The following is a 13,204-nucleotide window of genomic DNA, read 5'->3' on the forward strand; positions in this document are numbered from 1 at the left end:
GCAAATACAGATGTTGAAATTACCAATAATAGAAATAAGATTTTTTTCATAACTCCCTCATTACACTTAACGCCCTGTTAAGGGGTGAGCAACGCAATACCGAAGCCGCTGCATACCACCTTAATCACTTAAATCAACGCACAGTAAAAATGCCACGCGTTGCGAATCCCTCTTGAACAGTTTGTTATGTGCGTGCTAACTGAGGTACTTTTGCCAATGTTGCTGACCTTTCAAAACTATTCTGTAATCTTTGTAGTCCAATGAACTGTAGAGCTTTTTAGCTGCAACATTATCATCACCGACTTCTAGTGTGATTTTGAGGTAATCATTATCACGACAATACTGTTCGATACCATTCAATTGCACCTTGCCAACACCTTTACCACGAAAGCTGTCCGACACCATAAAATCATGGATATTCATCACTCTTTGCGCACGATAAGTTGAGAATGATTCAAAGCAAACCGCAAAGCCAGCAGGCTTATTGCCGACAAAACTGATAAACCCGTGGAAATAAGGCAACGTAAATAGCCGAGCAATTACTGAGAGATCTAGTTCAACTGAGAATCCAGATAGATACTCTTTGAACAGAGTCTCGAATATACTTTTGTCCTCAATGCTTTCTGTTTCGATACGCCTGATTGTGATTCCCATATTCATTTCCACCAAAGCACATAACGCCCTGTTAAGGTGTGAGCAACGCAATACCGATGCCGCCGCATACCACCTTAAACACTAAACGCAACGCATAGTAAAAATGCCAAGCGTTGCGAATCACTCTTAAACAGATTGTTATGTAGCTATTCGCCATTACCCAAATCAAAAAGGTTTATACCACCAGAACTATCTAGACTGGTATTCGTCACTTTACTATTAGGTTCTACATTTACTTCTGCATATAGTAAGTAGCTTTCAAATGATGGGACTTCAGATACGTTAAATAGGATCTTTCCAACAGACTTTTGAAAATCCAATAAGTCGCCTAGATCTTCATGTAGTTCCAAAGCCAACTCTTTACTGTATGGCAGCAACATGCCATAAGAAACTGACTTATAGAATCGGTCATTGCTGCGATTAATCTGGTTCAATACCCAACTAATCTCATGAAACGAATAGGTGTTCTTTTTCCCAAATTTAGCACACAGCTTAGGAGCTACATCTTTAGCCACTGACTGAACATAAGCCTTTTTATTCATGAACTTAAGCATATCTATCCTCCTTGCTACATAACGCCCAGTTAAGGGGTGAAGCACGCAATAACCAAGCCTCCGCATGCCACTTCAACACCAAAATCAACACATACCAAAAATGCCACGCGTGCTGAATCCCACTTGAACTGTTTGTTATATGCCGTTCGTTTTTACACCATTACCACAATGAATGCAGCGAACATAACCACTAAACCACTTTATGACAGTTTTTGACCAACTACCATCAGACATTGGATGTGATTCATTAAAGCCTTGAATAGTAATGCATTTATTACAGTGGGGACACCGAACAAAACTCGCTAAAATAAGATGAACAAATGCAAAAAATATGAACACCGTAAAACAAACAACAATTGCATTTTCACTATCGTGAAAATTAAACATAGCGAAAGCAAAAACGATAATTGTTAACGCTAGAAAAAACCACGAGAAATAAACACTGATAGCGTTGATTTTACCAATCATGATTGATTACTCCCTTTAGGCATATAACGCCCAATTAAGGGGTGAACAACGCCTCCACCTAACCTAAAGCATTGCGCCATAAACACAAAACTTGAAGTAGAACCAAAAATGCCAAGCGTTGAGAATCCCTCTTAAATTGTTTGTTAGGCTGGCTTTTGCCCCTTAGACGAAAGTTGTTCGACCCTTTGCTCAATAAAAATATAGATATTTGAAGCAAACATACCGACTAGCACCGCTACCAATGCTAGTGAATAGATCTCGCTACTATTAGTTTGCAAGGCTTCGCTTGCTTCTTTACTTCCTTTTAAAGCACTCTCAGCAACATACGGTGTTATAAGTGCAAGGAAGATTTTACTCTTTACGCTTAACCAAGAAAAAGTCGCTATTAAGCCAGAAGAAAATATCAGCTTTAAACTTTGACCGACTTGCATGCCAGAGATTAAAACACGAGCGGACGCACCAATTGAGCCAAAAATGAAAGGTATACCAAGTAACACAATTAGGTTATATGCCTCTTTGATTTCAGAAAGAGTGGTTTCGTGGAGGGTAAACACTTCCGGGTTTAAATAAGCCGTATAAAATAAGGCACCCGCTATGATCGTTGCGGTATAAAGCTTGATTATATAGTTTAGGTTTTTCCGACGAACTTGAGGTTGATGTTCATTGCTATCACCGCTTGATAAATCCACAACATTATCGTCTTCTACTTTTTCTTGCGTATTACTCATTAATACATTGACCTTTCTACTAAAATTCCAAGTGGTATAAAACTTTTCGATAATATCATTGCGTATGTGAAATATCGATAGAAGCCTAACGCTTTGTTAAGGGGTGAGCAACGCAATACAAGAGCCGCCGCATACCGCCTTAAACACTAAAACCAACGCATAGTGAAAATGCCACGCGTTGCGAATCCCTCTTGAACAGTTTGTTAGCCCTGTGGTTGACTAGTACATATAACCTAGCCAATCAAAATGTCCAACACCCCACTGCTTATCTCTGAGTGGTTTCACATACAGTTCATCAAGATGCTCTACAGCAACTCCAAAGTTGGTGTGCTCGTGAAGCCTTAACCAAGACTGCATGCACTGAACTTGGTAAAAGCCGTTTGTAGAGTAGAAATCATGTAACTCAGATATAAGGATTATGAAATCCACATCTTTAGTTTCAGCAAATGCCGATAATTCTGACAACATAAAAGAGCCAATACCTTGCCCTCGATAACGTTCGTCAACACAAAAGTCGATTACGCCCAGAACCTTATGTATTTCCCCGCCGACACTAACAACGCGATAATCCAGTCCAAGATAGCCAACCAGCTGTTCACCTTGAAAATGAAGGGCACGCATATGAGGCAACTGCTTAAAGTAAGAACGACTTACTTGGCTATCTGGAAAAGCTTGATTTCTTAATGCTTCGATTGCCTTATGATGCAATTCTGAAACATCTATTTCTTGTACGATTTCCATATCGTTTCCTCGAAAAGGGCTAACGCCCTGTTAAGGTGTGAGCAACGCAATACCGAAGCCCCCCGCATACCACCTTAATCACTAAATTCAACGCATAGCAAAAATGCCACGCGTTGCGAATCACTCTTGAACAGTTTGTTATGTGCGTGGTTGAAACCTACTCTACACTTGGCTCCGGTAAAACTGGTAGTGTACTGTCCATATAAGTTAAAAAGTTTTCCCATAACTCGTGCGTTCTTTGCTTAGTTAACTTAGTTCTGCACGATATCGCCATAACTCCACGAATAGTTCCATCACGCCATTGCGTATAAACCGAATCACAGTGAGAGGACATATATGCTTGCCAATCCTGTTGAGCAAGCTTAATTGCTGCGATCAGTTCTGGGTCATGGGAGTTGTGCTCAAAGCTAGTGTTTAGATATTTGTCTAATTTAACTTGTGCTGACTCTAGTTCAATAGCAGCACATTGGTTTATCTCGATTGTGGTCATCGCATTATTACAGTCAATGGACTCTTCTTCAGCAAGAGCACCAAATGAAAGACTAGCTAATATGATGATTAGACACTTATTCATCGTTTTCTCCTAAAGCACATAACGCCTTGCTAAGGTGTGAGCAACGCAATGCCCAAGCCTCTGCAGACCACCTTAAACACAAAAACCGACGCATGGTAAAAATGCCACGCGTTGCGAATCGCTCTTAAGCAATTTGTTATGTTTGTTCTACATTCGCGCGATCACACCAATACTCTGAGTAACTTTCGTTTACCCAACACTCAATTCGTATTGTGCCAAACTCTTTATAAGTACCTAGTTCTTCTGAGATTGTTATACGTTCAGACGATAATAAATCACTAACTGAATCAGCCAAATCTTCAAACCCATAGAGTTCAACATTTTCGTTTTCACTTCGAAGATTAAGCTTAAGAACTCCTTGTTCTTCGGTCCGAGTCGCTGTGAGACTACAAATAAAGTCAGGTCTCACACACTCAAATAGCTTCTTATAGCTGCTCATATTCCCTCCGAAAACATAACGCCCTGTTAAGGTGTGAGCAACGCAATACCGATGCTCCTGCATACCACCTTAAACACCAAATGCAACGCATAGTAAAAATGCCAAGCGTTGCGAATCACTCTTAAACAGTTTGTTAGGCATTTCTCGCGGCTAGCCGCTGTCCCTGACTTGCCAGCTCAGCAACCTTTAAATACGTAACCATATAATTCTTATCACCTGTATTAATTGCGTCTCTTATTTGTTCTATAAAATCCCATAGTATGCTTCGCCAACCAAGAGAACTATAATTAAATACGTTTTGGGCAATCATTGTCGTAGTTAAAATTGAGTTATGTACTACCGAGATTTGACTTGGAAACTCAACAGATGGCTCTATGCCTGTAATTGTAAAGTAGTCTTGCTGCCCATCATTAGACATAGGGTGTACATGCATAGATGCAAGGTCGTAACCAAACTTGTATAAAAAATCCATGCCCATTTCCTTTGCGACCTTTTCAGCTTTAGGTCTACCCCACTTAGGTTGTGACTTTAGAACTGATTTGACCTTATCAGCGTAGCTACTATCAAAGGAATATACTTGCGAGGTCTGTTCTAGTGGAAATCTTTTGTCACTTTTAGCCAAGTTATTTGCTTGAGCTTGTTTATAAATAGACCATTCATCAAATAACTGAAATTCATCCCGAGTTGCAATATGCTCCAAGTGGAAAAGTCTATCCATTTGTGCACGATAAATCGCCCAACAATCTTGATAATTTTGGATATTCCAAAGTGCAAATACACCTTTTAAACTCATAATCGATTTAGCTAAAAAGTTACGTAACATTATATCTTTTGTTTCAAGATTGGATTCTTTAGCGAACTCAAAAAGAAACAAACCACACATAGTTACCAACGCTTCTTTTATATCTGTATATTCTTCGATTGTTCTAAATGTGTTCATATTGTTCCTGATGCCTAACGCCCTGTTAAGGTGTGAGCAACGCAATACCGAAGCCACCGCATACCACCTTAAACACTAAACGCAACGCATAGTAAAAATGCCAAGCGTTGCGAATCACTCTTAAACAGATTGTTAGCCGCTCATTCCCAAAGGTTACTGCTTACTCAACAGGAACTTACGCAAATCTCTCTCTGCACGCATAACAAACAGAATAAACACTTTGTCACCGTCTTGTTTATAGAAAACACGACATGGATTAACGACAACTTCACGATAACTTAAGTGTTCTAGCTCGGGTGGAATACGACCTGACTCTGGGAAAGTTTGCAAGCGTTCGACTTTGGAGAAGATCGTTTGCACTAACTGCTTTGCAGCTACGATATTTTCAAGTGCGATGTATTCAGCGATATCGTTGAGGTCAGATAACGCTGGCTCAGTCCAGATTATTTCAGCCATTTTGACATTTTGTCCTTGGCTTCATCATGACTTACCACTTTACCGTCAGCTAGTGCACGCTCACCTCGTGCAATACCCTCAAGAATAGCTAAACGATTTTGCATAAACTCGTAGTCATCAACATCAACGAGATACGCGGATGGCTTACCATGCTCAGTAATTAACACTGGTTCTTTGGTGTCGTGGAGATCTGCGAGGATCTTAGTTGCTTGACGTTTGAGTGATGTAACTAGTTCTACTTTCATGAGAGCTGCTCCAAAGGAATACTAAAGTGATACTATTCTATCACTTTGAGTATAGCAAGCTCCATGACGGCTAACGCCGCGTTAAGGGGTGCAGGCACGCAATACAAAAGCTACCGCACAGCGCCTTAAACACTGAACCCAACGCATACTAAAAATGCCACGCGTGCCAAATCCCTCTTAAACGCTTTGTTATACCGTTACTTACAGCTAATCCAATACCTGGCTAAAGGATTTGGAAACACCTTACCCATTACGATTTTCTCAAACTGACCACCGTTGGCTTCAATGACTTTTCTTGAGGCGTTATTATCCTCGTCAGCAGTGACTAATGCTTGGTCAATGCCTAACTCTTTGGCCTTAGGTAGAACCAGTTTTAGCATTAATTTCCCTTTACCTTCGCCACGAGATGAAGGAGCAATATCATAACCAATATGCCCTGCCTCTAAAGAGAGGAACTCATTTTCAATATTATGGCGAACTCGAATAGCACCTAGAATAGTTTTGTCTGTGTTTACTAGCCAGAAATGGCTACATGGTACATAGCCTTCAGGTAAGTTGACTCCCTTCGCTTCATCCAACAAGCGCTGAACATACCTTGGAAAATCAGATTTGCCTTCATAGTAATATTCTGCATTTTCGGCATCATTTTTAGCAAAGTCATCATAGAAACTAGCAAATGCAGACTCAAACTCTAGTGATGGTACAACTAACTCCATGTTACTTTCTCCAGTAAGGTATAACGCCGCATTAAGGTGTGAGCAACGCAGCCACTAAACCTAAACCATTGCGCCATAGACACGAAACCCAACCTTGAACTGAAAATGCCAAGCGTTGGGAATCACTCTTAAATGCTTTGTTAGCTTTGAAGCTTATATTTTCGTCGAACTTCATTAACTAAACGATGTCTTGAACTATTTAGCCTTTCATGTGGGGCAAAAGGTGAACTAGCGTTATCCAATAGGTTAACAAAGTATTCGAGGCGCTTTATTTCGTTACTATCAAGTACATCACGTTCTAGCAGGGCTTTGATTTGTTCAACCGCGAATCCTTTCGCTGCTATATCTTCCGGAAGTCCCGTTTGAGTGCAAAGCCCATAAGTGCCTTGTAAAAAATGCTCCCAGTCTTCCATGATTATTTCGTGCACCCCTGGGGTAGCAACCTCACATTTTGAACCTTTTAAAACAGAAAGTGCCCTGCTATAACGATTAGAGAACTCCTCGAATACGCGCTCTTCACTTTTTAATGTATGAACTGTACTTAACCAAGAAATATATCCTTTTGCATAGTACTCCATGACATAATTCTCACTATGAGTACCAGTAAATGAACTACAGTTGAGTGCAACATCTAACTTGTATGATGCCAGTGGCATCAGCTTCTCTGTTTGATAAGCCCTAATATCTTGTTGGTCGATTTTCGTTACGATCGCCAGTTCTTCCAAAGTTATGAAGTTTTCATTCAAATAGTTAACAAGCATCATAAGAATAATTCCATTATACGCAGCCAAAATACAGACATCACAGTATCATACACTGGAATTAAAATCGTAAATTCTGATAGTTTGCTACTAAAAAGCTAACGCCGCATTAAGGGGTGAACAACGCCACCACCCAACCTAAACCATTGTGCCGTAAACACTTAAGCTGATTAAAACCAAAACTGCCTAGCGTTGTGAATCCCTCTTGAATGCTTTGTTAGTTGCCAAACTTAACCCTTTGATTTGAAGTTAATTGTCACTTTGCCAACGCTAGCTTTACGTGTATTGAAAAACTCAAATCAGGCGCAGTTTCAAAGCGCCTGTCACTGATGCCACTTGGAATAAACAGCGCCGTAGAACACATCCTAACAACACCAAAAAGCTCATTTGGAAAGACAATATCACAGAGCTGACTCTCAACAAGTGAATCGACTTCTGAAACAGAAAGTCCGGCCACAAAAACCAAAGCCTGATTTGCTCAAACCCAAAAGACTAAAATTTGGAATACAAAACCGAGCCAAAAATGCACGAACATTAGCCCTATATATTCTGCTTTAGCTGCGTTTTCCCCTTGGCAACTAACGCCCAATTAAGTAGTGAGCAACGCAACACAAAAGTCACCGCATTGCGCCATAAACGCAAAACTCACTGCAAACCAAAACTGCCACGCGTTGCGAATCTGCTTAAATTGTTTGTTATGCGATTTTTCGACAATACTAAATTGGCCAACGAAAACATTACCTTAAACACGAAAAACCACAAACGCGTAAATAACTTTTTGTGATTCAAGAACCAACGGATTCAACATTTTGTATAAATACCGCCACAAACACGGAACGCTGCCTTAAAGCGAAGATTTGGCTTTTGCTTGTAAGAAACTAAACGAGCCGAAATGTCAGCGAATACGGACTTTCTATAAACTTGCCCTTTCCACACTTTACACCCAGAAAATGTTCCGCGCCCAAATGCGATTTTTAATGAGACAACTTCACGAACTTTGACATGTTTTACGGTTTGAGTGATTCAAGAATTTGAGCCGAAAATGCTGATTTGCCGAAACCCAAAAACGAATTGCCAAAGAGAACGAAATTGAAGATATATTAAAATTTAGCCTTGTCGCATAACGCCTTGTTAAGGTGTGAGGCACGCAATACCTAAGCCACCGCATACCACCTTAACCACTAAAACCAACGCATGACAAAAATGCCACGCGTGCCGAATCACTCTTGAACAATTTGTTAGCATACTTTTTCAATGCTCATAGATCTTTAAGTGATTCTCTTAGTTTATCCATAGTTTGAATTCCAAGTTCACTACTAACCCAACCGTACTGGTCGCCATGAAACCTAGGGAAAATATGCAAATGGTAGTGATCGAGCTCGTTGAAATGAGGTGTCTCTCCATTGTTTTGCATAAAGCCGATACCATCGGGATTGAACTTAGCTTCTATACGTTTATATAAATCTCTTGCAACGTCGGTGATCTCAAAAAACACAGACTCAGGCAGGTCAATGAAAGTACGGTATTGAGTCTTAGGACAAATTAAAATATGCCCAAAGTTGATTGGATCATGGTCTGCAAAAGCTATAACTTGGTCAGATTCGTACACGATGACCGAGTCAATTTCACGATTAACAATTTGTTCGACTATCGTAGCCATCTGAACTCCTATCAAAGTATGCTAACGCCCTGTTAAGGGGTGAGCAGCGCAATACCGAAGCTACTGCAAACCGCCTTAATCACTAAAATCAACGCATAGTGAAAATGCCACGCGTTGCGAATCCCTCTTGAACAGTTTGTTATGTGCGTGCTTAAACTGAACACCTTTGCTCTCAGAACCGCTAATCGATATAAGAGGCGACCGCAACTGCACCAAAATAGAGTTCAAGAGCAAAGTAAAAAAGTACACTTTTAGAGCCTTTCTTCTTTAAAAGCACTTTAACCATAAGAAGTGTGACAATGATGTATACGATGGCAACTAACATTCTATCCCTACATGTAGCCTGAACCTAACCGTGGACTACCCAACCAACGACATTTAGTAACCCGAACAATCAAGATGTTGAAAATGCAAAATAGATATACAAGACTGCACCAAATACCGAGCCAGCTATAAACAAACCCAACTTAAGTGCGGTACTTTTATCCGATTCCTTTTTGGACATAGTAATTCCTTTTACTATTTAAAATGACTTTCATGAACATCTTACCGTCATAACCACCAAAGCACATAACGCCCTGTTAAGGTGTGAGCAACGCAATACAAAAGCCTCCGCACACCACCTTAATCACTAAAACCAACGCATGGTAAAAATGCCACGCGTTGCGAATCACTCTTAAACAGTTTGTTAGCATGTTGTTTCCGCTACAAACTCATTCACTTGAGAGCGTGTAGTGAAACGTACTTTAGTACCATGAAAATCTCTGAACAATTGCTGATGGAACTGCCGTGAACTTTTGGATTCGCGAACCGAGTATTCAGAAGCCCATTTTAATAATTCACGAAAATTCTTCTCCGCCTGTTCCTCATTAAGTTGCTTCGAGCTCTCCGAACCACGAGCATAAAGAGAACTTTCACATTCAGACCATTCCAAATCCAAAAACAACAGCATGTCAGCAGAGAAAATAAGCTGTTCAGCTAAAGCACCAAATACTCCCTCGACTACCCAGTTGCATTGAGACTTTATACTAGCAATTTCATTTTCGATTGCTCCGGTGGAGCGTTTTTGATTATAGCCACCTGACTCCCATACAATCGAGTCCAAGTTAACTTCTCGCAACTGAAGTTTTCGGGATAACTGTTTCGACAACCAACTCTTGCCTGAGCCAGAATTACCGATGATGAGAATTTTCTTCATATTACTCCCGCATGCTAACGCCCAATTAAGGTGTGAGGCACGCAATACCAATGCTGCCGCATACCACCATAATCACTAAAACCGACGCACAGTAAAAATGCCACGCGTGCCGAATCACTCTTAAATTGTTTGTTAGTTGCCCATCGTAAAGGCTAGTGCTAACATTTGTACACACACCAAAAAAGGAATACATCATGGACACTAGAATTCAATTTCGTGTTGATGAAGAAACAAAACGCCTAGCTCAACAAATGGCTGAGAGCCAAGGTCGCACACTAAGTGATGCTTGCCGAGAACTTACTGAGCAACTCGCTGAACAACAAAGAAAAACATTATCTCACGATGCGTGGCTAACTGAACAAGTAAACCTAGCATTTGAGAAGTTTGACTCAGGAAAAACCGTTTTCGTTGAGCACCAAACTGCTAAATCTCGAATGGAAGAACGCAAAGCCAGAATCCGTAATAGAGGTAAGCAATGATTTTATGGGAAGAAGAGTCACTTAATGATCGTGAAAAGATCTTTGAGTTTCTCTATGACTTTAACCCTGATGCGGCAGAAAAAACTGACAACCTCATTGAAGCAAAGGTAGAAAACTTGCTAGAGCAGCCTCTTATGGGTGTACAGCGAGACGGTGTTCGTGGGCGATTACTTATAATTCCCGAGATTTCCATGATCGTCTCCTATTGGATCGAAGGCGACATTATCCGAATCATGCGCGTACTCCACCAGAAACAAAAATTTCCTATGGATTGATTGCTTTCTCTGGGGAACTAACGCTTTCTATACGGCAATTTGCCTCCTTTCTAGCAGGCTACCGCCCTCCTTCTGATCAAAAGCGCTATAAATCGTAGCACCTATATGCATGAAACAAATAGAAAAACAGTATGAATATGTGTGGTAGCGCGCGCAATTAGGCGGCGCACAGCACGCTAATTTCAAAAGTGGTGATACATTAACGGAGCTGTATAAATAAACAGGTTAATTTATCATGAAAAGTCAGTTTTTACTTAGTGTAAAAGAGCACATGCTTACTCGTCATTATGCGAATAAAACTATCGAAAGTTATCTATTTTGGATAAAACGCTTTATCACTTTTCACCAGCTTGCACACCCATCAACACTAGCAGAAGATGATGTCATTCAATTTCTGAGTTACTTAGCGGTAGAAGAAAAAGTTGCGGTAAAAACGCAAGCTTTGGCGCTGAACTCAATATCATTTTTATATCGTGATTATTTCAAAACCCCACTATCACTTGATATGAGATTTCAGAAATCCTTGACCGAAAAGAAACTTCCCGTTGTATTAACCAGGGAGGAGATCCGAAGGTTCGTTCAGCATATCGACCCGAGGTATAGACTCCATATTCAGCTGCTTTACGGCTCAGGGCTTCGAGTTATGGAATGTTTACGCTTAAGGGTTCAAGACATCGATTATGATTATGGTGCAGTTCGCGTTTGGCAAGGAAAAGGAGGTAAAAATCGTACAGTCACATTAGCCAAAGAACTGCATGAACCACTCAAAGCTCAAGTTAATTTAGCAAGAAACTATTACTTTAAAGATAGGCACATGCCTGGTTATGCGGGCGTATACATCTCTGAAGGTTTACGACGTAAATACCCAAAAGCGGAGCTAGATTTTAACTGGCACTTTTTGTTTCCATCAACAAAGTTAAGCGCAGATCGAGACACTGGTGAACTCAGAAGGCATCATATCAATGAAAGCGCAATACAAAGAGCAGTAAAGCGCGCGGCAAGCGACGCAACCATTGAGAAAACTGTAACTTGCCACACACTAAGACACAGTTTTGCCACGCACTTATTGGAATCTGGCGCAGACATTAGAACTGTTCAGGAACAATTAGGGCATACTGATGTGAAAACCACGCAAATCTATACTCACGTTATCGAGCGCGGGGCTGGCGGTGTGTTGAGTCCATTATCCAGCCTTTAGAAAAACAAAGCCACCTCGAAAGGTGGCTTTATTTTATAACTCGTTATTGACGAACACCGAGTTTCACATTGCCTTTTGAATCAAACCAAAGTGCTTGCGAACGGCGACGTCCTATTAGGATCGGACCATCATCATAAAAGAGAAAGTTCTTCCAGTGCTTTTTAAAAATAGACCATTTCGTTTCGATGACATTGTACTTCTCGTAGCAAAAGTAAACGGTTACATCGTCTTGCCAATCGATATGTGCCTCAGCTTCCGCTGGCATGTCAGGATCATCCGACTCCCACGCAGCCATCCAATCCACAGTTTCAGACCAATTCGCCTCATTCATTGGCCAGTCTTGGGAACTAAGTCTATCCATATCAGGGCTTTGAGCACTGATATTTTCTTTCCAAAATTGTGCTGAACGGGCTTGGCTCATCGGCTTAATAAAAGCCAAATCTTCTTCTGGCACAGGCATCGACTGGTGCGTAAAAATCCATTTTCTTTGGTATTCGTCCAAAGGCAAATAAGACATTCAGTCTCCTTTATTACGATTTCAGCCAACCTTTCTCTGTGGCTTCTTCAATCAACTCTTTCGCTTTGTCCCATAAGGTAACAGAGCCAAATTCAATTCGTTTATTAATGGTAAGTGCTTGTTCGCGTGAGACACCATGTTCCTTCCAACTCTGACCATTATTATGGTAGTTCAAGAGCATTGGAATTAATCGATCGAGTGCTTTTGCATACTTAGCATCATCGGTCTGCGCGGCTTCAAATTCATGCCAAAGCGCCAATAGCTCTTGCTCCTGATCGCTGGGTAACATACCAAACAAGCGCTCTGCAGCTCTAATTTCTTTTTCTGCTTGCTCTTGAGACGCAGCAGTATCATAAACAAAGGTATCGCCCGCGTCGATCTCTACTACGTCATGTATCAATAACATTTTCATCACTCGGCAAATATCAACAGGTGCATTCGCATGCTCTTCCATCAATATTGCCATCAGTGCGACATGCCAACTATGCTCACCACTATTTTCGAGGCGCCCTTCAGCACTTTTAACTCGAGTTCGGCGCAAAATGCTTTTGAGTTTATCGAGCTCGATTACAAGTGCTAACTGCTTTTCCAATCGTTCCAT

General features: G+C 40.8%; 18 protein-coding genes. 3 read left to right on the top strand and 15 right to left on the bottom strand.

What is annotated here, in order from left to right:
- Window positions 1-195: 195 nt before the first annotated feature.
- The 13 genes from R7Z47_RS12335 to R7Z47_RS12400 form a co-directional block, all read right to left on the bottom strand.
- Window positions 196-654, bottom strand: a complete 459-nt coding sequence (locus R7Z47_RS12335; protein WP_262607140.1) for a GNAT family N-acetyltransferase — start codon at window positions 652-654, stop codon at window positions 196-198.
- Between the two features lie 146 nt (window positions 655-800).
- The gene (locus R7Z47_RS12340) at window positions 801-1,208 is read right to left on the bottom strand and encodes a hypothetical protein (protein WP_176225793.1); all 408 of its coding nucleotides are present in this window, start codon (window positions 1,206-1,208) and stop codon (window positions 801-803) included.
- 135 nt (window positions 1,209-1,343) lie between these two features.
- On the bottom strand, window positions 1,344-1,676 hold the full coding sequence (locus R7Z47_RS12350) for a hypothetical protein (RefSeq protein WP_158174014.1): 333 nt from the start codon (window positions 1,674-1,676) through the stop codon (window positions 1,344-1,346).
- Between the two features lie 143 nt (window positions 1,677-1,819).
- Window positions 1,820-2,404, bottom strand: a complete 585-nt coding sequence (locus tag R7Z47_RS12355; RefSeq protein WP_262607141.1) for a hypothetical protein — start codon at window positions 2,402-2,404, stop codon at window positions 1,820-1,822.
- A 219-nt stretch (window positions 2,405-2,623) separates the two neighbouring features.
- Complete coding sequence (locus R7Z47_RS12360) at window positions 2,624-3,145, bottom strand: GNAT family N-acetyltransferase (RefSeq protein ID WP_005433929.1); 522 nt, start codon at window positions 3,143-3,145, stop codon at window positions 2,624-2,626.
- Window positions 3,146-3,302: 157 nt separating this feature from the next.
- A complete protein-coding gene (locus R7Z47_RS12365; protein WP_213969112.1) occupies window positions 3,303-3,719 on the bottom strand; it encodes a lysozyme inhibitor LprI family protein in 417 nt (138 codons plus the stop codon).
- A gap of 572 nt (window positions 3,720-4,291) precedes the next feature.
- Window positions 4,292-5,098, bottom strand: coding sequence for a DUF5677 domain-containing protein (locus R7Z47_RS12370; RefSeq protein ID WP_262607142.1), 807 nt, complete (start codon window positions 5,096-5,098; stop codon window positions 4,292-4,294).
- Between the two features lie 153 nt (window positions 5,099-5,251).
- A complete protein-coding gene (locus R7Z47_RS12375; protein WP_025548916.1) occupies window positions 5,252-5,554 on the bottom strand; it encodes a type II toxin-antitoxin system RelE/ParE family toxin in 303 nt (100 codons plus the stop codon).
- Window positions 5,542-5,799 (bottom strand): type II toxin-antitoxin system Phd/YefM family antitoxin, encoded by a 258-nt coding sequence (locus tag R7Z47_RS12380; protein WP_005448240.1) that lies wholly within the window; start codon window positions 5,797-5,799, stop codon window positions 5,542-5,544. The genes R7Z47_RS12375 and R7Z47_RS12380 overlap by 13 nt, the downstream gene beginning before the upstream one ends.
- Window positions 5,800-5,996: 197 nt before the next feature.
- Complete coding sequence (locus R7Z47_RS12385; protein ID WP_130250944.1) at window positions 5,997-6,515, bottom strand: GNAT family N-acetyltransferase; 519 nt, start codon at window positions 6,513-6,515, stop codon at window positions 5,997-5,999.
- Between the two features lie 140 nt (window positions 6,516-6,655).
- A complete protein-coding gene (locus R7Z47_RS12390; RefSeq protein WP_015296930.1) occupies window positions 6,656-7,279 on the bottom strand; it encodes a DUF6058 family natural product biosynthesis protein in 624 nt (207 codons plus the stop codon).
- A 1,255-nt stretch (window positions 7,280-8,534) separates the two neighbouring features.
- Window positions 8,535-8,936, bottom strand: a complete 402-nt coding sequence (locus tag R7Z47_RS12395) for an HIT family protein (protein ID WP_023585550.1) — start codon at window positions 8,934-8,936, stop codon at window positions 8,535-8,537.
- A gap of 688 nt (window positions 8,937-9,624) precedes the next feature.
- Window positions 9,625-10,134 carry an AAA family ATPase gene (locus R7Z47_RS12400; protein WP_225484842.1) on the bottom strand — a complete coding sequence of 170 codons (510 nt, stop codon included), beginning with the start codon at window positions 10,132-10,134 and terminating at the stop codon, window positions 9,625-9,627.
- Between the two features lie 194 nt (window positions 10,135-10,328).
- On the opposite strand from R7Z47_RS12400, the gene R7Z47_RS12405 reads away from it, so the two are divergent.
- The 3 genes from R7Z47_RS12405 (at window position 10,329) to R7Z47_RS12415 (ending at window position 12,086) form a co-directional block, all read left to right on the top strand.
- Complete coding sequence (locus R7Z47_RS12405) at window positions 10,329-10,613, top strand: type II toxin-antitoxin system RelB/DinJ family antitoxin (RefSeq protein WP_140085972.1); 285 nt, start codon at window positions 10,329-10,331, stop codon at window positions 10,611-10,613.
- On the top strand, window positions 10,610-10,888 hold the full coding sequence (locus R7Z47_RS12410) for a type II toxin-antitoxin system RelE/ParE family toxin (protein ID WP_114324153.1): 279 nt from the start codon (window positions 10,610-10,612) through the stop codon (window positions 10,886-10,888). Before R7Z47_RS12405 ends, R7Z47_RS12410 begins: the two co-directional genes overlap by 4 nt.
- A gap of 235 nt (window positions 10,889-11,123) precedes the next feature.
- A complete protein-coding gene (locus R7Z47_RS12415) occupies window positions 11,124-12,086 on the top strand; it encodes an integron integrase (RefSeq protein WP_262607073.1) in 963 nt (320 codons plus the stop codon).
- A 43-nt stretch (window positions 12,087-12,129) separates the two neighbouring features.
- Here the strand turns inward: R7Z47_RS12415 and R7Z47_RS12420 are convergent, their stop codons facing one another.
- Both R7Z47_RS12420 and R7Z47_RS12425 read right to left on the bottom strand, forming a co-directional pair.
- Window positions 12,130-12,603: a DUF2947 domain-containing protein gene (locus R7Z47_RS12420; protein ID WP_017636094.1), complete on the bottom strand. Its 474-nt coding sequence runs from the start codon at window positions 12,601-12,603 to the stop codon at window positions 12,130-12,132.
- Between the two features lie 13 nt (window positions 12,604-12,616).
- On the bottom strand, window positions 12,617-13,204 hold the full coding sequence (locus tag R7Z47_RS12425) for an HD domain-containing protein (RefSeq protein ID WP_005376917.1): 588 nt from the start codon (window positions 13,202-13,204) through the stop codon (window positions 12,617-12,619).

Source organism: Vibrio sp. 1641 (assembly GCF_033339995.1).
GTDB classification, from domain to species: Bacteria; Pseudomonadota; Gammaproteobacteria; order Enterobacterales; family Vibrionaceae; genus Vibrio; species Vibrio alginolyticus.